This is a genomic window from Planomicrobium sp. CPCC 101110, from assembly GCF_007859395.1.
Taxonomy (GTDB): Bacteria; Bacillota; Bacilli; order Bacillales_A; family Planococcaceae; genus Planococcus.
Window position 1 is genome coordinate 860,794 of record NZ_VOHD01000003.1, and the last position, 24,099, is coordinate 884,892.

18 protein-coding genes are annotated in these 24,099 nt (G+C 38.9%); 14 read left to right on the forward strand and 4 right to left on the reverse strand.

The annotated features are described in order from the left end of the window. Window positions 1-99 precede the first annotated feature (99 nt). Entirely contained in the window at window positions 100-1,272 is a 1,173-nt protein-coding gene (locus FQV30_RS04265; RefSeq protein ID WP_146498883.1) for an acyltransferase family protein, read from the forward strand. A gap of 170 nt (window positions 1,273-1,442) precedes the next feature. Here FQV30_RS04265 and FQV30_RS04270 read toward each other — a convergent pair whose 3' ends face one another. Beyond that, window positions 1,443-2,816: an LA2681 family HEPN domain-containing protein gene (locus tag FQV30_RS04270; protein ID WP_146498884.1), complete on the reverse strand. Its 1,374-nt coding sequence runs from the start codon at window positions 2,814-2,816 to the stop codon at window positions 1,443-1,445. A 939-nt stretch (window positions 2,817-3,755) separates the two neighbouring features. Between FQV30_RS04270 and FQV30_RS04275 the strand changes: the two genes are divergently transcribed. The 6 genes from FQV30_RS04275 to FQV30_RS04300 all read left to right on the forward strand — a co-directional run bounded on the left by FQV30_RS04275 (window position 3,756) and on the right by FQV30_RS04300 (window position 13,695). Then, complete coding sequence (locus FQV30_RS04275; protein ID WP_146498885.1) at window positions 3,756-4,457, forward strand: zinc-ribbon domain-containing protein; 702 nt, start codon at window positions 3,756-3,758, stop codon at window positions 4,455-4,457. 709 nt (window positions 4,458-5,166) lie between these two features. After that, complete coding sequence (locus tag FQV30_RS04280) at window positions 5,167-5,370, forward strand: hypothetical protein (protein ID WP_146498886.1); 204 nt, start codon at window positions 5,167-5,169, stop codon at window positions 5,368-5,370. A 595-nt stretch (window positions 5,371-5,965) separates the two neighbouring features. Beyond that, window positions 5,966-7,030, forward strand: a complete 1,065-nt coding sequence (locus tag FQV30_RS04285; RefSeq protein WP_186725516.1) for an exodeoxyribonuclease VII large subunit — start codon at window positions 5,966-5,968, stop codon at window positions 7,028-7,030. Between the two features lie 14 nt (window positions 7,031-7,044). Continuing rightward, entirely contained in the window at window positions 7,045-8,400 is a 1,356-nt protein-coding gene (locus FQV30_RS04290) for a hypothetical protein (protein ID WP_146498888.1), read from the forward strand. A gap of 468 nt (window positions 8,401-8,868) precedes the next feature. After that, window positions 8,869-11,682 carry an Ig-like domain-containing protein gene (locus FQV30_RS04295; RefSeq protein ID WP_146498889.1) on the forward strand — a complete coding sequence of 938 codons (2,814 nt, stop codon included), beginning with the start codon at window positions 8,869-8,871 and terminating at the stop codon, window positions 11,680-11,682. A 219-nt stretch (window positions 11,683-11,901) separates the two neighbouring features. After that, a complete protein-coding gene (locus FQV30_RS04300) occupies window positions 11,902-13,695 on the forward strand; it encodes a TcaA NTF2-like domain-containing protein (RefSeq protein ID WP_146498890.1) in 1,794 nt (597 codons plus the stop codon). 163 nt (window positions 13,696-13,858) lie between these two features. On the opposite strand, the gene FQV30_RS04305 is transcribed toward FQV30_RS04300, so the two are convergent. The 3 genes from FQV30_RS04305 to FQV30_RS04315 all read right to left on the reverse strand — a co-directional run bounded on the left by FQV30_RS04305 (window position 13,859) and on the right by FQV30_RS04315 (window position 17,454). Next, window positions 13,859-15,103 carry a hypothetical protein gene (locus tag FQV30_RS04305; protein ID WP_146498891.1) on the reverse strand — a complete coding sequence of 415 codons (1,245 nt, stop codon included), beginning with the start codon at window positions 15,101-15,103 and terminating at the stop codon, window positions 13,859-13,861. A 2-nt stretch (window positions 15,104-15,105) separates the two neighbouring features. Continuing rightward, window positions 15,106-15,879: a hypothetical protein gene (locus FQV30_RS04310; RefSeq protein ID WP_146498892.1), complete on the reverse strand. Its 774-nt coding sequence runs from the start codon at window positions 15,877-15,879 to the stop codon at window positions 15,106-15,108. Between the two features lie 156 nt (window positions 15,880-16,035). Then, window positions 16,036-17,454: a TcaA 3rd/4th domain-containing protein gene (locus tag FQV30_RS04315; protein ID WP_146498893.1), complete on the reverse strand. Its 1,419-nt coding sequence runs from the start codon at window positions 17,452-17,454 to the stop codon at window positions 16,036-16,038. Window positions 17,455-18,131: 677 nt separating this feature from the next. Between FQV30_RS04315 and FQV30_RS04320 the strand changes: the two genes are divergently transcribed. From FQV30_RS04320 to FQV30_RS04350, 7 genes are all read left to right on the forward strand, one after another. After that, a complete protein-coding gene (locus tag FQV30_RS04320) occupies window positions 18,132-18,689 on the forward strand; it encodes a hypothetical protein (protein ID WP_146498894.1) in 558 nt (185 codons plus the stop codon). Window positions 18,690-18,707: 18 nt separating this feature from the next. After that, the gene (locus FQV30_RS04325) at window positions 18,708-18,923 is read left to right on the forward strand and encodes a hypothetical protein (protein WP_146498895.1); all 216 of its coding nucleotides are present in this window, start codon (window positions 18,708-18,710) and stop codon (window positions 18,921-18,923) included. Between the two features lie 501 nt (window positions 18,924-19,424). Then, window positions 19,425-19,907: a hypothetical protein gene (locus FQV30_RS04330; RefSeq protein ID WP_146498896.1), complete on the forward strand. Its 483-nt coding sequence runs from the start codon at window positions 19,425-19,427 to the stop codon at window positions 19,905-19,907. A 7-nt stretch (window positions 19,908-19,914) separates the two neighbouring features. Further along, window positions 19,915-21,615, forward strand: a complete 1,701-nt coding sequence (locus FQV30_RS04335) for a hypothetical protein (protein ID WP_146498897.1) — start codon at window positions 19,915-19,917, stop codon at window positions 21,613-21,615. Window positions 21,616-21,628: 13 nt separating this feature from the next. After that, on the forward strand, window positions 21,629-21,823 hold the full coding sequence (locus tag FQV30_RS04340) for a hypothetical protein (protein WP_146498898.1): 195 nt from the start codon (window positions 21,629-21,631) through the stop codon (window positions 21,821-21,823). A gap of 38 nt (window positions 21,824-21,861) precedes the next feature. Then, a complete protein-coding gene (locus FQV30_RS04345; RefSeq protein WP_186725517.1) occupies window positions 21,862-22,389 on the forward strand; it encodes a hypothetical protein in 528 nt (175 codons plus the stop codon). Further along, window positions 22,386-23,945, forward strand: a complete 1,560-nt coding sequence (locus tag FQV30_RS04350; RefSeq protein ID WP_146498900.1) for an AAA family ATPase — start codon at window positions 22,386-22,388, stop codon at window positions 23,943-23,945. Before FQV30_RS04345 ends, FQV30_RS04350 begins: the two co-directional genes overlap by 4 nt. The last annotated feature ends 154 nt before the right edge of the window (window positions 23,946-24,099 follow it).

The window sequence follows — 24,099 nt, forward strand, 5'->3', positions numbered from 1 at the left end:
GATAATATGATAATTATCTGAAAATTTAAAAAATAACTATTTTAATTCCTTAAAATGTAATAAAATTAAACTTATTCTATTACATTTGGAGGGGACAAAATGGATCAACGTTTTCAAGAATTGGATTCCTTGCGGGGAATTGCGGCTCTTATTGTAGTATTCCATCATTTTTTATTTATACTTCCTGCTTTCAAAGATGATGCATCGCCTGAAAATCTCTGGATCGATCTCTTCACCCATACACCACTGCATATTTTGTGGGCCGGACATGAAGCGGTCATTTTCTTTTTTATCTTGAGCGGTTTTGTGTTGTCCCTGCCGTTCTTTAAAGAGGGAAGGGAATTTAACTATACGGACTATGTGGTCAAAAGATTTTTCCGCATCTACATTCCCTATATCGTCTCGATTTTTATAGCAATCTTGTTAAGGTTGATTGTCGAGGAGAGGGGAATCTCGGGTTTAAGCAGCGGATTCAACGAGTTGTGGGAAAATGCGATTGATGCTGGAATCATTCTTAGCCATATCCTTTTCTTAGGCGAATATACGACTCGGACATTCAACTCGCCAATCTGGTCGTTGATCCACGAAATGCGCATTTCGTTGATTTTCCCTTTTGTCGTAATGTTCATGAATAAGAACAAGTTATGGAAAACTGTCGGGGCAGCGGCTGCTTGTTCTCTGGTTGCTATAGTCTTGATCAAACTTACGGGAGCTTCAAGCAAGAGTATTCTCTATTCCTTTCATTATTTGCTGGTATTTGTTGTTGGAGCCCTATTGGCAAAATATCGTTTTCTATTGCTCGAACTTGTCGACAAATTCAAGGTTAAAAATTATGCGCTGTTCATAGGCGGAATCCTGTTACTGACATACCCTTGGTGGTTCTTCAGGGATTTTCGGATCATCCATGTTCTGGATGATTGGGTGATCATTTTAGGAGCGTCTTGCATCATCCTCTTGGCTTTTACATCTAAAGCATTTTCGCGTTTTTTGAATTTGAAAACCAATTTGTTTTTGGGTAAGATTTCTTACAGTTTATATTTATATCATATGCTGGTTTTATTGCCGATGGTTTTCTTGTTCTATGGAAAAATCCATATAGTAGGCATCTTCTCGATTTCCTTGCTTTTGTCGATCATCGTTGCAGCGATTGCTTACTATTGGGTTGAAGAACCTTCCATCAGCTGGGGGAAAGTTGCCATAAGGAAATTAAGGGAACGCAAATTGGAAATAAGGCAAGTTTCGAAGCCAGGGTTGGATGAGACTGCTGATTAAGGATTTCACTTGCAATGCAATATCGGCGGGTATGAATATGGAATGATTACCGCAAATGAACGGTCCATAGGAAAATGGAGGTGCTGCAGAAAGCCGCACCACCAAACCCGGGGCAATGAAAAAGAGCGCGGACAGCTGGCAGGCTGTCCACGCTCTTTTTTGTTTCAACCTTATTTCTTCTCCAACCCGAGCGCAAAGCCCAGGTACATCAATGCATTCCTGGCCTTAGAGGCCATCGACATTGCCAGACGCTCAAGCTCAAGCCGCGTCATCTGATGCTTTCGGAGCTCGGCTTCTTTCGCCACTTCTTCCGGCGAGTCGATGACCTGCACAAAGCTTCGCTCCATCTGGTGGCGCAAGCCAAGCGCGCGGAGCATCGGGAGACTTTGCTGCTCGGACCGTTCATAGCCGAACACTTCCTTCGAATGCCAATAGAGCGCTTTTAAAGCGGCATTTTTTGAGTCCTGGATAAAGGGCTTGAGCGGCTTTTTCGGATGTTCTTCCTCGAACCAGATGCGCTGCATGCCGACGCGCTGCTCCGGCACTTCGAGCTGGTAATAGTGGTTCAGGAAAGACGCTATCTTATCGAACAGTGAAAACGCCTGGCGGAAAACGCTCTTCAGCCGCTCGCTGCGGTTCGGATCCTTTGGGTCCTGTTCGAGCGCCTCGAACAGCGTCCAGCGGAGCGCCGTGAATTCCGAGACGAGTGCGTCCATATAGCTGGAAAGGAAAGCGCCGTGAATTTTGTCCTCGCCCTTATGGCGGTAACTGAGCGTATCAAGCTTCATCATATTATCTGCATCAAACTCGTTCGCGCCATTCAAGAGAAGCCGGTGTTCCGCGCACCAATCGCGGTATTCCTTCTCGCGGCCTTCAAAGAAGTTCGGTTTATAGCCCGAGGTCACATCGACCGGGCCAAGTTTATCCAGCATATTTTCCGCAAGTTTCAACCGCTCCGCGTAGAGTGCGCGTCCGCTTTCATCATGGATTGCCTCGAGCGACTGCCGCAGGAAATCACGCGCTGCATGAAGCGCCTCTGCTTTTTCAATCGTGTCTTGCAGTAAAGTGGAATAAAACAACAGGCCCCATCCCCGTTCGCCGTCTTTTTTGGCGAACGAAGGATCATCGGCCGCCTCGACCATGGCCTCCGCCACTTGGATCCCCTCAATCGCACGTCCGACGTAAATCAGCGTCTCCGCATAGTTCAGGCAGATTTGATTCCATACGGGCGCCGGCACTTTGCCGCGGAACTGGAAGTGGAGGCTCTCGAACAAAAACAGCTGGCGCTGCTTCATCGGGCTGTTCCAGTCTTTCTGCAGCTGGTGCCGGATGCCGAGCTGGCTACATTCCAGAAGCACCGGGAAGGGATATGCCGCCTGGCCTTCAAGCCGTTTTTTCAAATGGGTGATCAAGTCTCCCAGTTTTTCCGGTTCCTGCTTCGTCTTCTGGAACTCCTGCAGCAGCAGCTGTGCTGCCTGATAGATTTCTTTTATTTCAAACTGTCCATAGTCCTCTGAAAGGATGATGTCGTTTATTGTCGCCATGGGAACCCTCCTTGGAATATGCTGATGAGTTTTGGTTGTCTTTAACTATTTTCTAGAGAGCAACCAAGCTTCTGTATGTCTATTGTAAAGGAAAGGAACAGGTACAAGTAAAGCGATAGGGTGAAGATAAAAGAAAAAACTATATTGTGGTTTTTCTTAGGAGAAATCTATTCGATACTATTTCAGGTGGAAAACGATCACATGAAGCATGCGGAAGATGCAAAATATACAAAAGGGGAGTTAACTGGCAGGAAATACATGTAGAAAGTTTAGAAAGTCACGAAAAGAACTCGGAAGTTCATGTAAAACGCTGTTAGTTCATGATGAAATGCCAGAACTTCATGAAGAAAATATTAGTAGCAAAGCATTGCAGCAAATTAAAGCGGCATTTCCACTTCAATTGATCCGAAAAAGGTCAATTGGAAGCGAACTCGGTTATTTCTGGTAATTAAGGGTGAAATTTAATAATAGATTCTAAAAATGAGAAATTACCAATGACGAGAAAAGGCACATCGGGTTGATTACCAAATCGAACGTAGGCGCCATTGTCTGGAATACGTGCGTATTCACTCAATTATAGGAATTAAAAGAGGCGCTTGTGGAATAAATCTTACACTTAATTAAAAAACATAGTAAATAGTGGTTATTATAATTTTATAAACATTTATTTAATGGAAAAAAAATGATAATATATTACCGAGACTATGTAACTACTTAATGGAAGGTTGAAAACATGATATTTTAAGAGAAATAAATAACTCAAATGCTGCATTCACTGAAAAATAGTAGCTATGAATATAGAAGTTATATTCTATAGATACGTATAGATGAAACTTCTCATGACTAATAGGCTTTTCTAATATGTAGATTTATAACATCTAAAGTTGATTAAAATTTAACAAAAATTAGATTGAAATAGAGAAGAGTTGGAGGTTATTTATGGGCTTTTGTACACAATGCGGAAATTCAATCGAAGCCACTTCTCGTTTTTGTGGGAAATGTGGCTCAGAAATAAAGAGACAAGAACCAAATCAATCACTTCAAGCTGAAAACAAGCAGTCAACTAATAGCAGTGGCAGCCGTTTACAAGATCCAATGCATGGCCAAAATACGCCAAAAAGAAAATATGACAAAAAAGCAATCGGCATTATCCTTGCTATATCAATATGCCTCATAATTTATCTAGGTTCTCCCAAGAAATTGACGGAGCAGGAATACCAAGATTTGGCTATTGAGATACTAGTTAAAGACAAGCTTGCTATGGATAATTTTTCAGATGCAATCGATTACTCAGGTATATATATGGGGTTAGAACCAGAATGGTCAGAGGAGTATAAGCAATTAATAGAACCTGCTAAAAATCTTGAGAAAGATTTCGAGGATCTCAGTGACAGGTTGGAAAAGGTAAAACCTCCGGAATACTTTGTGTATGAACATGAAAATCTGTTAAAAGTGTTAAATGCGCATAAAAATATGGCTTCTAATATTGGCTCTTATCTAATAGCAGGTGACGAGGAATATATGGAGTTATTCGAAGAATATGAAAACACAGCAGACGAATATTTAGATGAGTCGATCTTTGCAAATGAGAAATACGAGGAACAAGTGATGGAAACGTATAGAAAGATGACGATTGATTGAAAATGAAGCTAGACTCGAAAGATTGTATCAAGGTATTAGGCTAGATGGAACTAGAATTTAAAACCAATGTGCGTATTGGGTGAATTCGTTGGAAATCGTAAGCTTGTTTGTTGAAAAAAGTGCATGCGTCGAATCATGAGAAAGATAAAGGGGAAAAGTAATTAGAAATTGCTTGTATATGCAGTAAAGTAAATAGTCAAAGCAAAGAACGGCAGTATAACCCCTTGAAGTTGAAGTTTTCTTTATACGGCTGATTGGCTGGCATGAACCCGGTAAGTTACTGGCTCATGCCAGCCGATTTTTGTTCAATGCGCTCGTGGCTGTAGTAGAGGATGTACTATTCAGGCCGCCATTTAATGTGGCATCCAAAGTGTAGATAGGTGTCCTTTATTTCAAATTGCCCATAATCCTCCGATTGAATGAGGTCATCGATTGGCGCCATGGGAATACCCTTGGAATAACTGGTGAGGATTGATTGTTCTTAAGCGATTGCTATTAAGCAACCAAACTTCTGTAGGTCTATTGTAAAGGGAAAAAGGGGGAGGTTCACTCTTATGAATTGCTCTTCTGAAATGTGCGAAATTTTAGGAAGGGGGCGGCTAGTAAATAAGTAAATTCCTTCTGCGTTTTTAGAGTTGCAGTTAATGCGGTTATTTCTGGTTAATGCGGGTAAACTCTAGTAATAGAATTTAACTAGGAGGGATTTCGAATGACGAGAAAAGGCACAGCGGGTCGAATGCCCCAATCAAATGTAGGCGCTAATGAATCTTTGACCGACAAAGCCACGATGAAGATAAAAGAAGTGTTCGACGGCGAAAACGAAGCGACAAACTACGATGACATTGATCATGATGCAGGTGCAATCGAGTACAGCAAACGGAAACAGGCAGAGGAGGATCGAGAGAAAGAATAATGTGGAATTGCATTTCTGTGTTAAGAACTATTTAGTTTAGTTACTACATGCGGCGCGCTTAGCAATAGATTCAAATGTCCTAGTACGTCGCTGGAGAAATGGCTTGGCCGAAGGTATGTGTATCACAACAAAGTAATCATCGTAAAGGCAAGGCCGAGCGAAATTTGATCTGTTCAACGAAGACGTTTCATATAAAGCCTTTAATGTTTTCTTGAAAAAGCAAGCAAATCTTCTGAGAAACTGTAATACTAAGCTTGAAAAAAATTGTAGATGCAGTTAGCGGAAAAAGATTTACAGTCCAAACACAACGATCGCTTCAATCAGATTATAGAAGAGTGTCGCATCCTTGCGTTATGAAAAAACTTAATGCCTACAATTGCAGGCAATATAAATCCTAGTCTAGAAAAGCTTGGTAGCTTTCGGGTTGGGATTTTTTTATGGTTTGCGGAAGTACGGATAGCAACGCGAAAATGCATACAGAGCACTGAGAAAGTCAGGAAAAGAAAGAAAAAAGATGAAAATGTATTCGCTGTTAGGTAACTCGTCATGATAAAATAGTATTAGTATTGTTAAGAAAAAGGGGTGCAAAAGTGCAGTGAAGCAAAAAGGATTGTTTATTTTTTCGTTACTGGCCGTATTGGTGATTGGAATTGGAGGTTTTCTTTATCAAGAAAATTATTTATTTTTTGCAGATTCCGCCACAGGTGCTAAAAACACGGAAGTTGAAGCCGTAGTATCTGATAGCGGGACTGGCCAGACGGTCCAACAAGCAGCAATTCAGATTGAAAGTGAAGTTATTGAAATCTCGGCGATAGACAGTAGCTATGTTGGCAAGACGGTTACTGTTCAAGGGTTGGTTGCTTCGCGCCAGATCCACAGTAAAGGACATGTATTTCTGACGGTGAAGGATGAAACAGGCGAGCTGTCTGTACCGCTTTTTGCCGATAAAGAAATCGATTCTGAACCTTATCAGGAAGGGAAAACGGTGAACGTAACAGGAAAAGTCCAAGAATATCAGGGGAAATACGAAGTGGTTCCTGCGCTTCCTGAAGACATTCACCTGGAAACTGCTTTGAAGGAACCGATTACGGAAGCGGATTTGGGAAAAACGGTCGTTCTGAAAGGGGAAGTTGTTTCCCGGTATGAGCATCCGGATGGGCACCTGTTTCTGACGCTTCGTTTAACGGATGGCCAGGAATTGGAAATGCCTATCTTCAATTCTCTTAAACCTGATATAAATGCTTTTCAAGCTAATGCCGTTATCGAAGTCGAAGGGGAGATATCCGAATACAAAGGAAACCTGCAAGTGATTCCAAGCAATCTGCAAGCTATAAAGGAAATTACGGCAGGCGAGCTGAATGAAGCGGCTTTTAAAGAAATCGATGCTATTTCAGCAGAAGACCGCGGTCAAAAGCTTCTGACGGAAGGAAATATCTCGGATGTATCTGAAAGCAAGGACGGCCATCTGTTTTTCACTTTGGAAAAAGACGGCAAGAAAATCGAAACGACCTTGTTTAAAGCCGATACGAATGAGCTCGAAGGAAGAAAAGAACGGATTCTGCAAGCGGAGTCGGCTAAGTTTCCAGTTCGCATCGTAGGTGTTGTGGAAGTATATGAAGATCAGCTGACGTTGATCGTCGATAAAGTATTAATTGATTAGAGGTAGGCGATACAATGAACAAATATGAAATTTCAATCATTGCACTCAGTGTTTCACTGCTTTCACTTGTGTTGCCGCCAATTGTATACTGGCCTGTGGCCATTCTCGCAGGTATCGGGTTACTCATAGTGCTGAAAAAAGCTTTACGGAACAAGGACAATAAAAGAGACGCTTTTTACTTTCTTTTTCTGGCAGCTGGTTCTATCGGCATTTTTCTTTTCCTATTCCCGCTCCCTCACGCTGCTTTGTTCTGCATGTTATTGTTTGCCTGCGCTTCTCTTATGGAGTTGTACGGGACAAGAAGGATAGCTGCAGAAGAGCGTCAAGAACATATTGCACCGGCAGTTAGACTTTCAGATGAAATTGCGGTTGCAGAAGTGGAACTGAAAACTGAAGAAATGATGAGGAAGTTACTGGCAGAATCGAATATCGAAAAATTATTTACCAATCTGAAAGAAGAGCTGGCACAACGGATGGAAAGCTTGGACTTTTCACTGAATAAGCAGGCAGCCAACTCCCTGCAGCTTGAAATAGAAACGAAGAAATTAGTGGAAGAGTTTAAAAAAGAGCAGCTTGGTGAAATCGATTCGAAAATCGATCGAATATCCCGGTCTGTAAGCAATACCTTAACTTTTCAGCAAGCAGAGGAATTACATAAAAAAATGTCTTACTTCATCGATGATAAAGCGAATCATTTAGTGGGGGATGTGACAGCGGAAATCAAGAAGCAAGGAGACCGCTCATCGAAAGAATTAGTGGAAATGAATTTAGGGATTTCGGAAGTTAAAGAGGGCGTAAGAGAAGCAAATCAATCGTTGGTCAAACTTGTTCACTTGCAAAATCAGTATACTTATACGAAAAAAGAAGAGGACCTAACAGAGGAAGAGTGGAGGGCCATTCTTAACCAAATCCATGAAATTGCACTTGAGATGAAGGATAGAAGCAAAACGGATACTGTGGACTATCAAGTGATTAAAATAGAGTTTAAAGTCCGCTATCCAAAGTTAAGTGAAAAAGGGCTGAATTTCTTAAGCACAGGGGAGTATCTGTATCAGGTTCACAAAGGCATAGACTTTGATTATGCCCCTATTATGGTGGAATTTTCAAAAGTTATTGAAAGGGAACTGAATCTGCTGCTTGAGAAAATGCAGCTCGGCAAAAACCTTACATTGGGAAATATCAATTACCTTGTAGCAGATAAAAAAATATTAGTAGACAAGCTCAGAGGAATTGGAAGCTTTCTTACTGAACTGGTTAAGTATCGGAATGGAAGCGCGCATGTAGGTGAGTCGACTCAGGCGAAGGTGGAAAAAGTCAGAAGCCTGCTGTTTGACGAAGGTTGGATAGAGCGGATTATTAAGGAAAAGTAATTGAATTTGGTTAATATCAAATTTCATCTTGTTGACACAAGAAAGTGTAATGGTTTTGTCAAAGCGGGAAAGAGAGTTATCTAAATATGAGAAAACTAGATGGCAACTTGTAGCAGCACTACCAGAAGTAAGAGAAGCGGTTCCCGTGGTGATGTTGATATTGAAACGAAATACATAAAATGCATTTTCAAAAAGAGAAAAATAACTATATTGTAGAGTGGTCCATCGGCCACTCTTTTTTTGTGCAAAAATTGAAGCGCAGAACTATTCAACTTACAGGAATGTTATTGTCTTAGCATATAAACTCTTAGTTAGAAATACTATATTTTTTACTGCTGAAATTTATAATTTATGAATAAAAAGAACTAAAATAATATTAAGGTGTGATATTATTTAACTATTAAAATTATTTCGGCTTTCTGTTTTAGAGTTAAGCTAAGCAGGCCGAATTTTAGGGGGGAGTAAAGAGTGAAAAGATTAAGAGTTCCACTTGTAGTGGTAATAGCAATGGCTATAGGTTTTTTTGTGTTTAGGGCTTTTAGTGAGGACAAAGAGGTGGAAGGAGAAGCTTCAAATATTGAAACTGAAACAAGTAAGATCGATATTAAGACTTCTATAGAAACTCATACACCTCTCGATAAGACTTTTGAATTTTCTTTTAGCGAAAAATTAGATGAGTCAACTATGACGAAGGATATTATCAAAGTGTTGGATGAGGAGCAAAAGGAAGTGGCAATTCGGATTGCGCTTTCCGATGACAAAAAAACAATGAAAATACAAGCACCTAAAGATAAATATAAAAAAGGGTCTGTTTATGAACTTCAAATATTAGAGGGCATCAAATATGAAAATGGCGATCCAGTTAAGGAAATATACCATAAGGAATTCATTACGGAAAGAGACGAAGTTGAAAAAGTGGAACTGAATGAGGGCCTTGTCTTTGTAGAGCCGGAGCAAGTGAAAGCTTTTGGCGAAAATGAAGTAACAGTAGAAAAAAGCACCAAGCCGGATCTAGCAGTCGGTGATATTGTCATTGTTCCTTCGAAAGAGAACCCTGAGGGTGCGGCATTAAAAGTCCTTGAACTGGAGGAAGAAAAGGGGACGTACCAACTAATCGTTGAAAAGCCTGATTTCGCCGAGTTATTCAACGAGCTGGATATTTACAAGACATATGAAATCAAAAAAGAACATATCGAAATTGAGGAAGGCATTAAAGGGCTTACGGTGACGGATTTTGCAGGCATGAATCTAAATACGATGCTTGCAGCAAGTAATGGAACAGGATGGGATTTTGAATTTAAAACACCGGAAGCTCCAAAAGGGATAGAGTCTGTCAAAGGAATTGAGTTTACATTTGAAAATATGCCTCTTGGAAAAGATAAGTACAGCCCGCTAATAGACGGTTCTTTAAGCTATCAAAATGCCGTTACTAAAACCGATATGCAGTTGGGAAAGAAAACAAGGTATCAACTAAGCATGACTAGTTCTTCTGCCAGTAAATTTGTAATTTCCCCTCCAGCAGCAGAAGGAAAAGGTGGAAAGACCAGCAAGAAAATAGAAAAAGAACTCAAGAAAACAAATGAAAAAATAAAACTGGCGAAGCTGAAAATGCCAACAGCTGCTCCGGGAGTATTTGTAACGGGCGCTTTTTATCTGAAGGTGGATTATGCATTTTCCTATCAGCCGGAAATCACCGTCGTCTTTGAAATCGATGAAGAACGGGGCGTTATATATGACGGGAAAACAGCTAAGCCGATCAATAAGTTTGTCCCTACATTAGATGCATCTCTCAAAGGAACCGGAACAGTAGAGACTAGCGCGGGAGCTGCAGCGAGCGTTAGCATAGAGGCGTTTGCAGTGGCCGGAGTTGGCATAGAAGCGTTTGGTGGAGGCGGGGGAACCGGTGAATTCCATACAGGGGTTAATAAGGAGTACGGTGCCTATTCCTGTTACAAAGCGGCATTTAATCCTATTTTACAAGGCAATCTTTTTGTGGATTTTTTAGGGGAGGAAATATACAAGGGCACTCTCGCTAAAGCAAGTCTTAACCCTAAAATCATCAAAGGAAATTGCGATGTTTTCCAAAAGCTAGAGGTGAAAAAGAAACAAGTCAAACTCGCTGCAGGGGAAACAATACAAATTTCCATAAAAGGGCTTTATACAGACTTGGGAAGCGGAAAATCACGAACTTTGGATCTGAAAAACAGCAAGAGTTTAAAAGCGGTATCGGCAGACGGAAAAGTAGCCGAGGCAAGCCTGGAAAATGACAGGCTAGTGCTGACGGCGGATGATGCTCCAATAAAAGAAAATACGGTGGTCACGATTGAATATGAAGAAAAAGGTGAAGCTTTTGACAAGCCAGTTGTTTCTAAAATAGAACTTCCTATAGTTATTAAAGGTTTCAAAAAAATCAAAGAAGAAAACTTGTCTGAGGATGAGTCTTTGGCAATTGCCAAAACCACGATAGACAAGATTTTGCGGATTTTAAACGAGGCAGGAGAAAAGCACAAACTTTTCAATGAAGTACCAGGAAAGTATAGCCTAGTAGAATCAGAGCTCAGCACTCTTATTACAGATAGGTTTGTGGAAGAGCAAATGAGAAACTACGTAGAAAAAGAATATTATTGTGAATGCGATACAACATTGTCGCCGCGAATAGATGACACGATGATTCGGGTTAACGTAAAAACGATTGATTCCGAAACTTTTCGGGTAGAAGGAATCTTTTTAGCAAATATCATGGATTATAATTCGCGGAAACAAATTCTTGAATTTAAAAAAGAGAGAACAGAATGGAAAATGAATGACTGGTTTTATGAGTTAGATAACGAAGATTTAAAACTGCTTGCAGAGGAAGTGGAAGCTTCATACGCGGCTTCCCATCCAAATGATGTTGTAAAAGTTACAAGGGAATACACGAATGAATTTGGACAATCTGCTTATATCGTAGAGGTGAACGGTTCTAACATTTATAGTGTCGATAAACGAACTGGAGAAGTCTGGCTCGAAGGGCCTCCCGAGGGAGAAGAAGCGGAAATAGAAGAAGAACCAAGTGGAAAGATTACGCCAGAAGAGGCAGAGCTTCTAGTCAGGCAGTATTTAGGCACGGAGCAAAATACGGAAAGGTCATTTATATATGACCATGATAATGAATTGGGGGATTATGTAATCCATGTATATGATGTAGTAAAAGATGATATAAGTTCTCATAATTTTACTTATGGATGGTATGGTGTAAACCCAGAAACAGGAGAAGTATACAATGATCTAATGAGAGAATAATAAAACAGGAAAATGGAGTATCGATAAAAGATTTATAAGATAGTTCTCATACAAACCTGCTTTTCAATTATCCATCGCAAAAAGAAACATAAGCGAAAATATTACATTTTAAGGATGGATAGTAAGAAAAAAGGAATAATAAATATTTATAAAACGTAAAAACGTGGTATTATTTATCTAGTATTTTAAACTTACTATATGAAAGTAGGAGAGACTTCAATGGAGAAATTTTGCACGAACTGTGGCCACTCCAATAACAGCACAAATCAGATTTGTGTTGAATGTGGAACGTCATTAACAAAAGAGCCGAAACAGGCATCGGCCCCACAGGGACCGAAAAAGCCGCTGCCTTTCAAAACGAAATTGCTTGCAGGCATCGCCATTGTGTTACTGGCTTCAATAATAGGCTTGTATACATGGGGAACCCAAACCGCATCTGCTGAAACGGCAGTATCGAAGTTTTTTGAAGCTTTGCAGGAAAAAGATGCAGCTACGTTAAGCAAGTATGCTGTTCTATCGACTGGCGAAGAACTTACTGAAAAAGAAGCGTCTGCTTTTATTGATTTATACCAAAATATAACGCCAATTGAATTGGAAGAAATGGCGACAGTAGAAAAGAATGGAAAGTTCGCCGGCATTTTTGATGCCCATAAAGTAATTTTGACTCCTCAACAAGTATCTTTTTACTTTCCGTATGACGGGTTGAATTTGAATTTGAATGGGGAATCCGTTGAAGCAATGCAAAACGCTGATGGCGAGTATGTTTTTTCAGGAATTGCGCCCGGAAATTACGAAGCGGAATTTGCCTTTGATGATGGAGAGACAGTTTTTGCTCATCTGTTCGATTTAACTGTAGAATACCAGGAAGATACTTCGTATGTAACAACAATTGAAGAAGACCTGCCAATAGGATCGACTGTTTTCCAAGTGACAGTAGCTGAATATTCACCAAGTTACACGACGAAAATAGTTATCGGTGAGAAAGAATATCCAGTAGATGAAAGCGGGAGCACGGAAGATATCGGTCCGTTTCTTCTTGATGGAAGCATGAATGTTCAAGCTAAAGTGGAATTTCCTTGGGGAGCAGTCACTTCGGATGCTGTTCCAATTGACGGAGAGTATATCAATATAGATATTGCTAAATTGGATAAAAAAACGGAAGGGAAATTGATTGATCAATTCGCTGCGTTTCTTGAAGAAGACATCAAAGCCGCTGGTACAAGGGATGCATCTGTGTATACGTCTTTAACACCAGGCAAGTTGAAGGAAGTTACAGATACTCTCGATAGCTGGAAAGAGAATGAATACTTCTTCAAAGGCTCTTTAACCAAAATTAATTTTGATGGAGAGTCGGTCCAACTTTTGTCGGACGGTGTAAGTGTAACAGGGGAAGTGGTAATTGAAGGCGCCTATTATTACCAATCGGAAAAGCCAGTAGTGGAAACGGAAAAATACCCGCTTTATGCCAAATTCATCTATGATAGTGAAAAGAAAAAGTGGCTGGTGGAAGACTTTGATCAAGACAATTACTATGACGGCGATTTTACTGTTGAACCACTCCAAACAGTAGAAGGCTCCAAAAAGGTATATGAAGTCAAAGGCTCTACTGATGCAGTAAAAGAAACAAGTAGTGAATCTGTAAGTTCAGATGATCAAGCAATGGAAATTGAAGATTTTATGAATCAATACAATTCCTTAAGTGTCATGGCCATGAATTCTGGTGACTTTTCACATGTTTCTTATTTGATTTCAGAAGATGGACCAAAATATCAGGAGTCTGCTGACTATGTCGATTATGTCTATTCTAAAGGAATCACAGAAGAGCATCTTGGAACTTCATTGGAAAAAGTGGAGAAAATCGATGCTAACCAAGTGAAAGTTACAACAATTGATCGATTTATCATTCACAAAGAGGGCGATAGCAGTGAAAAAGAATACCGATCAGTAACCATTCTAATCAGTGATGGTGATGGTTGGCTTGTTAAAGAACTAGTTTCTACAAAAGAAATTTAAAAGTTGATATAAGTGGTCTTTGTGCTGAAGATGGAAGTTAAAAGAGCTGTTTTAGTGCAAAAGTGCAAATTCATAATAAGAGTATAAAAAAATCCGCTCCTGTAAGTTCAAACTTACAGGAGCGGATTTTTATTAACCTTTCTTCTTCAAATAAACCATTGCCTTATTCTTTTTTATACATACCATCAAAATTAATCGCCATACCATGCCAATATGTGCATTCGTATGATTCTGCAATGCTGACTTCCTCCCCGTCAAATGAGAAGTTTATCGTACAGCCAACTTCATCTTGGAATACCGCAGTGCTTCCATCAATTGTAGAAGTGCCTTCTATATCCCCGACATGGCCGCCACCTTCTACATGGATAGTAAAATCAAAGGACTGCCCGGTTTCATTTGAAATGGACAATTCTCCTGTTTTTCCTTCTTGGATTAGCCAATCTCCGTTTAACCCTGAAACCGAGCTTTGCTGGTATTCGGGAGGCAGCCATTCGTTTGGAACGTCAAGAACAATTTCTGTGCTGTCGGCGTACACGCCTTGTATACCAATGCCACTGGAATCAGAAATAATATAAACTTTCCTTCCGCCATCCATGACTTCATTGATCAGTTTTGCTGTATTGTGAGAGTATTTTTCATATTCCTTCCACGTTACATTCATATTCTCATCAGCAGGAGAGACGGAGTCCCAGCTATCTAATCGCCATTTCCCATTCTTTTTTATAGCTGTAAAATAAATCGTTTCTCCATTGTAAGTAAGAAGATCTTCAAATTGGATAGAAGAAGCTACTAACTTGTTGGCTGAATTTTCATGGATATCAAAACGAATGTCGAAATCCACGCCTGGTGTGACAATAAAGTCGCACTGGCAATACATATCATCTGCTATGGTCTTCAGTGTTCCGTCAGTAAGGTTAGGAGTAGCATATTTTAAAAGTTCCGGCCGGAGTATATCGAAATCTGGCGGATTATTCATCTTCGTCCAATTGTATTCAACGCCTAAATCTTGATAGGTTTTGATAATACTTCCGTATAAATCCTTCATCACTTGTTTGGCTTCTTCTGGAGGCAATTTTTTCTGGACCCCTGTTAAAGTGACTGGAATTTCTTTTTTGAACTTGCCATCGTAAGTGACGGTAATGGTTGTTTTATCGTCTCCAGGATCTTTTGGTATTTTCACTAAAACCTTGTAATACTTATCGGCTTTCAATTTGATTTTTGTATCTTTGCTCGATTTGCTAATGTTGGCAGAAGAAATTGAAGATATAGTTTCTCTTATCTTAACAGTTGAGACTTCTGGATTGTCCGTCGTAATTTCAAATTTATTTAGGGATTTTTCTCCAATCAGTAAATTCTTCTTAGAGTCGGCACCTGTAGATGTATCGAGATATTTACCTTTTATCTTCAATGTTACGCTATCACCTGGTTTTGCTTTAATCTCTTTAGGGGAAACTTCAATATCTTGTTATAGATATCGATTTCTTCAAAGAGTTCTTGGAATTTTGGTTGAGAATAAGTGATTGTTACTTCACCATTTGAACTTTTTATCTCATCAATTTTAATAGCTTCTTCTTCAAATACTTCATGCGTAATTGGTATTTTCAAAATATCATCTTTAGCCAATTCAGTTTTCAATTCGGCTTTCTGAAGAACCAAGATTTTTTCTTTGTTAGAAATGATAGCTTTTTCGCTGATAGGAATAATGGCATTGTTAAAAGTAACGTTTTCAACTTCATCGCGGGCGACAAAGAACCCCATTTTATAGGCTTTAGATACTGTATCGCCATCTACATACTCAAGTGAATTTGCCATATGGACTTCGTAATATGAGCCTTTCGCATAACCATTGGCAGGAGGTTCAATCACCACAGAATGTCCGTCGTCCTCTAAAGTTACTTCCAGTTCGATATGGTTTTCATCGTTATCTAAAACATATACAGTTTCTTCTGTAATAGATTTCGGATCTAACTTTCCATCAAAGGAAATTTCCCACTTGTGATTTATAGGAACTCCGTAGTTGATAGGGAAATTATCTTCATCGGTAATCTCCACTTCTTTTATCGTTTCTGCAGTTTCGTCTGCAAGAACCGGTGTTGACTCTTTCGGGAAGAATTGAGGATAAAGAAAATATCCTGAAGCCCCTAAGATTAAAACCAATAAACTGATGAAGCCATACTTTTTCATTATTGTCCTCCTAGAATATCAAATATAAAAACCTTACAGGTATATTATACTGCCTATTTATAGGTATTTATAACTTATATTTGAAAAAGGAAAGAACTTAATCGATTGCCGATTAAGTTCTTAGGGAAGGAGTAAGTTCTTTTATAAATTTCGCTATTACAATTCGTTGTAATCACTAGTTACTTCTTTAATAGCTGTAATATAGTAGCCGCCGCCTATTTGTATTTCAACTGTATATGCTTTTGTTTTGTGATAGTTGAATTCATCTTCATCCAACGTATAGTTGAAAACCTCATCGGTAATCACTTGAAAGGTCTGTTCGTCAACCACTTCAATATCAGAAACTACAGTGGAGGTGAAATCATACTCGTAATATCCTTCAAGCTTAGAGTGCTCTTCCATTTTAGCTATGTATTCTGCTTCTATTGGGCTAGCAGCAGGGAAAAAGCTCGAGATATAGGAGAAGTCGGCATAATTCAAAGCTGATTCAAATTCATATCGGAAAGAACTAATCAGATCTCTAAGGTTCGGTTCATGCAATTCAATAAATGCTCGGAATTCCTCTTCTTCCACTGTTTCCTGACGGTCGCTTTCAAGTTTTTCCTGTACGGACGGGAAAGTGATGTGGGCAGAACCAGTTTCAATTGCTACAGGCTCTCCTTTGATAACTTGACCTTTTTCATCTTTCGATTCAGCCGAAATTTCCACGGATCCATCAAACGCTAATGGTCCGATCAAGCTCATTTCTTTTACTGTTTTCTTAGTGGATTTTCCATCTATCCATAAAACCGCATCCTCAACATCCGAAGTGATGGAAACCATGCCACCTTCCAATTCAGGATCGATTAAATAGGAGTTGCTTCCATCTCCTTGAATATCCATCGTACCTTCTGCCTTGATAGGAGAAAACTCACTTTCGGCTGAAGCTTTCCAATCGTAGCTTCCAGGGACGAATTCTCCAACAGAAACGAGTTCTCCTTGGTTACCGGAGACTGTTTTGGTTCCGATATCCACACTTGTTTTATCCAAAGGCATTTCTGCTTCTACGGTGACAGGATGGATTAAAAAGGTAGCTTTGTCATATAGACCAAATAAGACCGGTTCACTAACGACTGATATAAGTTTATTACCTTTTGAATCTAAGATAACATCGGACATTTCATTGTTTTTCAGCAATGCTGTTTCGGTTTGCAATTGGTCGCGCAGGCTTTCCCATCCTTCGTTTTCTACAAAATCATAAAACGCTTTTTCATCTGCTGCTGCATCTTCCGGAACAGTAAAAAAGAAAAAAAACGTATCCGCATCATTTTGGCTGAAAGCTTGGTTCATAGCTACGATGCTTTTTGAGGCGTCATATTTTGACTGAAGAAGCAAATGGGTACCGACAGTAGCAAGTAAAACTACCGCTGCTGCAACGAATCCTGCTTTTTTAATCTTAGAATTTTTAGGACTATGTTGTTTTGGTCTTTCATTAGTGGAAGCTGAAGTTATAGGATCATCAAATTTTTCACCACAATTCAAACAAAACAAATTAGAATCTGTTCGAGCCCTACCGCAATTTCGACAATTATTCATGCATATTTACCTCCGATAATTTCCTTTAATTATTTGAATATATCATGATAATTAAAATAAAGTAAAATTTTTGTAAAATAATTGATTATTTTTTCATAGGTTTTCTTAAAAAAGATTAGTGAAACTTTATATTAAGCAATTATAAAGTTCTTCCAAATATTAAATAGAGGCTGATGAAAGGAAATTGATAAAGCATAGTAAAGAGAACATATGCCTAATATTATTGTTGGGATATTAACATTCAAGATATTTTATTTTGTATTCCAATACAGAAAGAGGTTAATGTGATTTGGACTATATGATAATATATTTTTTAGTATCTTTTACCTGAATACCTCGACTTAAGTAATAGAAATAAAGATGAAGAAAAGTTATTGTAAATTGCATAGTAAGGAGCGGATAAAAAGGTGTAAAAATTAAAATGGAGCAAAGACAACATTATAAAAAGAGAGAATAGAGAGGAGTGCAGTTCATTGAGAAAGATTTTTTACACCAATTTGTTTTTATATTAACTTTATTTTTGGGTGATTCAGTTTTTGCTGAAACAACTAATTTGAAAGTGGGTACGCTCATTACAGCTAAGGCCACATCTAGCAGTAAACAAGAATACAAATTTACCACATCAAAAGATGGTGAATTCTATATTACAGATCTAATGAACATATAGGAGTGATTTTTTGAAGAAAATATATACTCTTTTATCTATAGTTTTCCTGGTGCTGCTTCTTACCGGTTGTGCAAAAGAAATGATCCTAAAGGATTTCCAAAAGAATCCTGGAGAAAAATTGGAAGATACTAAATCGACCTGGTTCGAATATTCAGATGAACAGAAAGAAAAACTAATTACTGAAAAGTTGAAGAAAGAAGAATTAGACGCTCATCCGTTTAAGGAAATTGTAGAAGGCATTAATCACCTTTATGCCAATACAGAATATACGTTGGGTGATCTTGATGCTGTGTTTGATGAATCAATAGAGAGTTACGAGAGAGTTGTAGCGTTTGAAGAAGAAAATTCCTCTCCAGCTAGGCTAGTGGAAAAAACAGTGGAAGAAGAACAATCTGAAAAAGATTTGCAAGAATTTATTGATATTTATACTCAAGCTTTTAGAAATGAAGATGCTGAAACAATTTATGATACGTGGGACTCATCTATAGATAGCGATGCAGAAGAAAGAGAAGAAGGGATCAAGGAATGGGAGGAAGAGCTGAAAGTTTATAAAATAAAAGAATACTGAGCCAAAGTTATAAAAATCATGGAAGATTCGCCAGTTGAAGAGCATGGAATAGAATACATAAAAGTTTTAGTGGACTTAAAGATGCAAGGAGATTACCAAGGAGAAAAAGAAAGCTATGAGGGATTAGTGGTTATGTACATTACGGAATATGACAACGAGTATGGGTACCTCATTGAAGACGATATGGATTATTTGAACGAAGAACAAGCTGAACAAATTTATGAAACGAAATAAGTATTGTGAAGGATATTATTGTGATACTTCAAGAAACTTTATATTTAGTATTTACTATATAGATGAGAGAAATAACTTTATAACAAAATAAACTGCACTCAAGCTGGTAAACATATTTTACAGTTTCAGTGTAGTTTTCTATTTGGTGAAATTTCTAGAAAATTTTATAGGATTTAGGAAAAAGTCTTAATGTTGCATATGAGTGTTATAAAGGTTATTTAGATATGCAGAAATATCTAATGCGATTTTGCTTAAACCTAATTTCTGAGTACTTTCAATGAATATTTATTTATTGAAAAGACTGAAAAAAATATATACGGTTATCTGTTATTTGTGGTATTATTTACCTGTTATTTTGTAACTATAATAAAGGTAATACAAGGAATATTTTATGATAAATAGCATGTAAAGAGGAGGGAGATAAAGGCTAAAGAATTAGTTGATAGCGGAACACTGATTTCATTGTTGACCGATCAGTTGACATTCAAAAGGAGGACTAAGATGAGAAGGCCTTTAATTAACACGAACACCAGCCAAAAAATCAATGTAAGCATATCGCCTAGCAAGGTTTCTTCAAATAAGGTAGAACTTACCGGTTTAGCTCTTGATAAACGGTTAAGGCAGAAACGTTCAAAAGAATATATAAATGGGATTACCAAACTGGATGCTGGCGGTGTGATATGCAGCCACAGCGATATTGAAGAATTGAAGCAAACAATTCAAAACGAATTTCCGGATTTATCGCCATCTCAATATCTGATTGGCATTATTTCTAAGTGTTATCTAGGAAAGCCTTACGTTGTACATACTCTTGACTTGAATCTAGATATTGTAAAGCATTATGAAAAAGGGGAATCATTGCCAGCATCCATGGATCGAGGGAAAGGCTTGGCATTGCATCCGAGATATGAATTTATAGAAGTTTATAACGATTCGCTACGGGCTGTTTCTGAAAACGGTGACGTAGCAGTGATTAAGGGGTGAAGAAAAAATGTCATCAGAACAATCGATTAGTAGAGCCAATTTAACTTATATAGAGAATAGCCTTAATTCTTTAGAAAATGGCGTTAACTATGTCTCGAATCAAGTTGATACAGTAAATAGTGAAGTAGTGGACATTAGAAATAACTTGAATCATCTTATTCAAGAATTTCAAGATTATGTAAAGAAAGACTTGTTGGAGAAAAGCTTGCAGCTGGCTGAAACCCGAATCGTCAAAGTGCGGCAGGAGCTTGAAACGAGCTATGGACATTACGGAGAAGTGCGCCGCCGAGTGACCGGAATCCTACAAGCGGTAGATGTTGGACTGGTGAAAAAAGAGACTATAGAAAATTCTACTGAAGAACATATGCTGGCAGCTCCGCGGTATTGGTTAGCGCCATGTCTAATTTCGCTTTCTGCCTGGCTTAATGACAATAAAGAGCTGGCGGATAAGGCCATGTTAGAGGCGCTGCGTCGCGATAGCGAAAAAACTTCGTTGTTTTTTGCTCTTGTAACACGCCGCGGAGCCAGATATAAAGCCAGCAGCGATTGGTTAGATAAATATTTCGGATTGCAAAACCCGGAATCATTAGAAAGAGAAATTGTCGTATTGATCGATGGTTTTACAAATGGCATATTCGGACCGAATGCCCGTATGAATTGTGGAAGGCAAATTGAGTCTTGGATTTCGGAACTATCCCAAAAGGCTGGTTTTATAGAAGAACAAAATGCCCAGTGGAAAGTCGCATTGGAATCTAAGCTGGAGGAATTGAATGATCAATCCTATCCATACTTGAAAGCGCATAGCCAGACATGGCCTCGTCTAGAGTCTAGCCTTGAAGGGGCAAAAATCCATAGAACTATTACCGATTACTTTACTGAAATTCTTGGACGTGAAATTACTCCAGCTAAAAGCATCGCATATGCAGTAGACGGACTTCTTGATACACTCGTGTCTAAATTCGATGATGAGGAATTGCCACTAAGAAACGATGAAAGATTGCTTTCGTTAATCATCCAACAAAACGGGGACAATGCAACGGCACAAAAAATGTTCAAAAATGAGAACACATTAAAAGAACGCGTCTCTTTCACTCAATTATTAACGAACTTTGCCATGCATCCAGAGGTATCTAATGCATCAATAGCAACACAAAAGTTTTCGATCGCATGGTCAAAAGAGTGGATCAAGCATGCCCATGATGACTTAACCGCTGAAAATCGTGCGACTATTCCAATCGATATTGACTTAGAGATCGATCAATGGACGGGACAAACACAAGACGGCTCTAACGAAGAGGAGCTAGTATCCTCACTTGAAAACAATATGGAACAAAGAAAACAATTTGCGATTTCTCAAGTTAAACTAAAAATGGCCCATTGGGCAGCTCTCGCAGGCGGGATATTATTCGCAATAGGCGGCTTCAGCACTCCATTCCTCTTTCTATTCGCAGCAGCTTGCGGCTGGTATTTCTATTCAGGAAAACAAGGGATTCAAAAAAGAAAAGATCAAGTTGCAGAAGATTTTAGGGTGTTATCCGAAAAATCTAAGCAGAAATTGCTTGCGGCGTTAGCGGAAACAGTTGATTGGAGAAAAGAGTATGCGCATGAAGATGCAAATGCATCTTTAGTCACTGAACTTCTTGACTCTATTAATCCAGAGCAATATTCATTCTCGAGCCATGATACTGCAAGAGCAGTTGTAAATTAAGGAGGAGAGAAAAATGAGCAATCCAGAAAATTCGTCAAGCGTACTAAATAGACAGAAATCTATAAATAGTAATCCAGGAACTTCATTTCAAAAGATGATGAAAGAAGTAGAAAAAGAAACAATCAATAATACACTTGCTACTCAATTTCCAGAATGGGATTTGAAGCCGCCAGCCAATCTAGTAAGAAGAAAGCGGACAAAATTATAATGAATCCTCCGACTACTTATTCGCAATGGATTGAGTGTTTGGATTGTTTAAAAACTGCTATGCAAGATGAAGAAACAATCTTGTTGATGGAACGTGGAAGTATTGAATGGACGCCAGGCGTTGCTGAACGTTTAACTCAACGGCTTTATGAAGTGATTGATTATAGGCTCCGGCAAACTTCTGATCAATTCCAAAAACAGTTGAACCATGGCCGCGGAGATGAAATTGCTTTGGTCCAAGCCATTCTTTCTGTTCGCAAGCGATTAGCTCTATTAAAAAGGCTAGCGCAGCTTTCAGTATTTCCAGACAAAGTAAACGAAGCAATGCTCACCATTCTTTCAGATTACGCTAAAAAATCTCAGCAATCACTTGAAGATAGTGCAAAGACAGATCGAACTGGCCGATTAAGAATAACCATTAAAAATAATCCAATTACAAGCTTTGAGAAAGTAGAAAATGTATTTGGTTCTTCTGTTGAAACAACGTCTAGAGCTGTAAATATGACTAAAGAGAAAAAAGCAGGCAGTGAACCGAAACCGACGGGAAGAAGAGTGATTTTTAAATGAATGATGCCACTAATTGCTTTAAAACATTAGAAAGATATTTGAAAGCAAGAATCCCATTTATTACAATCCGCACATCTGAACATAAAAGAGCCTTAGAGATAGCGGCACAAATAGCTTATAAGCTATCGCTTCCCGTCTACAGTCATACTATTTCCCAAGGGACAAGGGATATTCTTACAAACCGCTTAGCTAATGAGGATCGCTCGGTTATGGGAGGGTTGGATTTCGCAAATCAGAAAATCAGCCAGCAACAAAATGTCACGTTTATTTATACAGAAGTACAGGACTTAGAGGACGACACACCGATTGCGAGGCAATTTCAAGATTTAGCGATGATGGCAATTGAAACTGGGGGCAGTATTATTGTCATTACCAATAAGCCTGTGTGGGGGCCATTACAACGTTCGGGAATGTCGATTGCTTTAGATCCGCCGAACGAAGATGAAATGCTTCAAATTATTCAGGATCAGATTTCCGGTTACCGCGGTGAAATGGTCATTGAATGGGGACCAGAAGAAGAAAAACAAGCTGCTGCTATTTTAGCAGGTATTAGCCAAATCGAAGCAGAAAATGTGATTGCTACTTTACTAGCTAATGGTTCTATACTAAATTCTGATCTTAAAGAACTTATGCATGCGAAGGATCGGATTTTTGCTGATATCTCAGGAATTGAACGCGTACAAGTCCGAGATGACTACGAGGTCGGCGGATTAGAAGGCATGAAACGCTGGTTAGAAGCTAACGAGCAATTGTTAACAGCAGATTTACGTGAAAGAGGCATTCGCCCTCCGCGCGGTATTTTGTTAGTTGGGGTTCCGGGATGCGGAAAGTCTTTATCTGCAAAAGCGATTGCTTCTCAATGGAATTTGCCTTTATATCGCTTAGATCTTTCTACAATTCACGGCCAGTATTTAGGACAAAGCGAATCAAGATTAAAAGAGGCCTTGGCTACAGCAGATCATGTAGCACCTTGTGTTTTATGGATTGATGAAATTGAAAAAGGCTTAGCTGGAGCCACTGGAGGTGGAGACGGCGGAACATCCACCCGCTTGGTTGGCCAGTTCCTATACTGGTTGCAAGAAAGTTTAGCGCGAGTATTTATTGTTGCTACGGCAAATGATGTTTCGCAATTACCACCGGAATTGCTCCGCAGAGGAAGGTTTGATGAGCTGTTTTTTGTTGACTTGCCTACACCGGAGGAGCGAGAAGAAATTATCCGTATTTATGTGAAAAAGGGTCTGAAAGTAGATTTGCCAGATGCACTGCTGCAAAAACTGGTTATGATATCTGAAGGTTTTGCAGGTTCAGATTTAGAAGCAGCTGTAAGGGAAGTAGTCAAGCAAGCAGTCGTTAAGGGTGATGATTCTATTTCGGATCAGACATTATTGGATTATTTTCAAAACATTGTTCCACTGTCTCAGACTAGTCCAGAACAAATCGAAAGTATCAGAGCTTGGGGGAAAGAAAGAGCCGTCCCAGCTGGAAAACAAATCGAAAATGGAAATTCCGATTTGTTGCAATCCAAGAAAAAAAATGGACGGACAGTTCTCGTATAGAAAAGATAATAAGCAGACGGATTGTGTTATTGAGCCGTCTGTTTTTTATATTTTGAACTCCCTTTACTGAAATTACCACTCGAATAACAATATACTCTGTAAGACATTAGAATTTAATACATTAATATGGGAAAAAAATAATATATTTTAACTG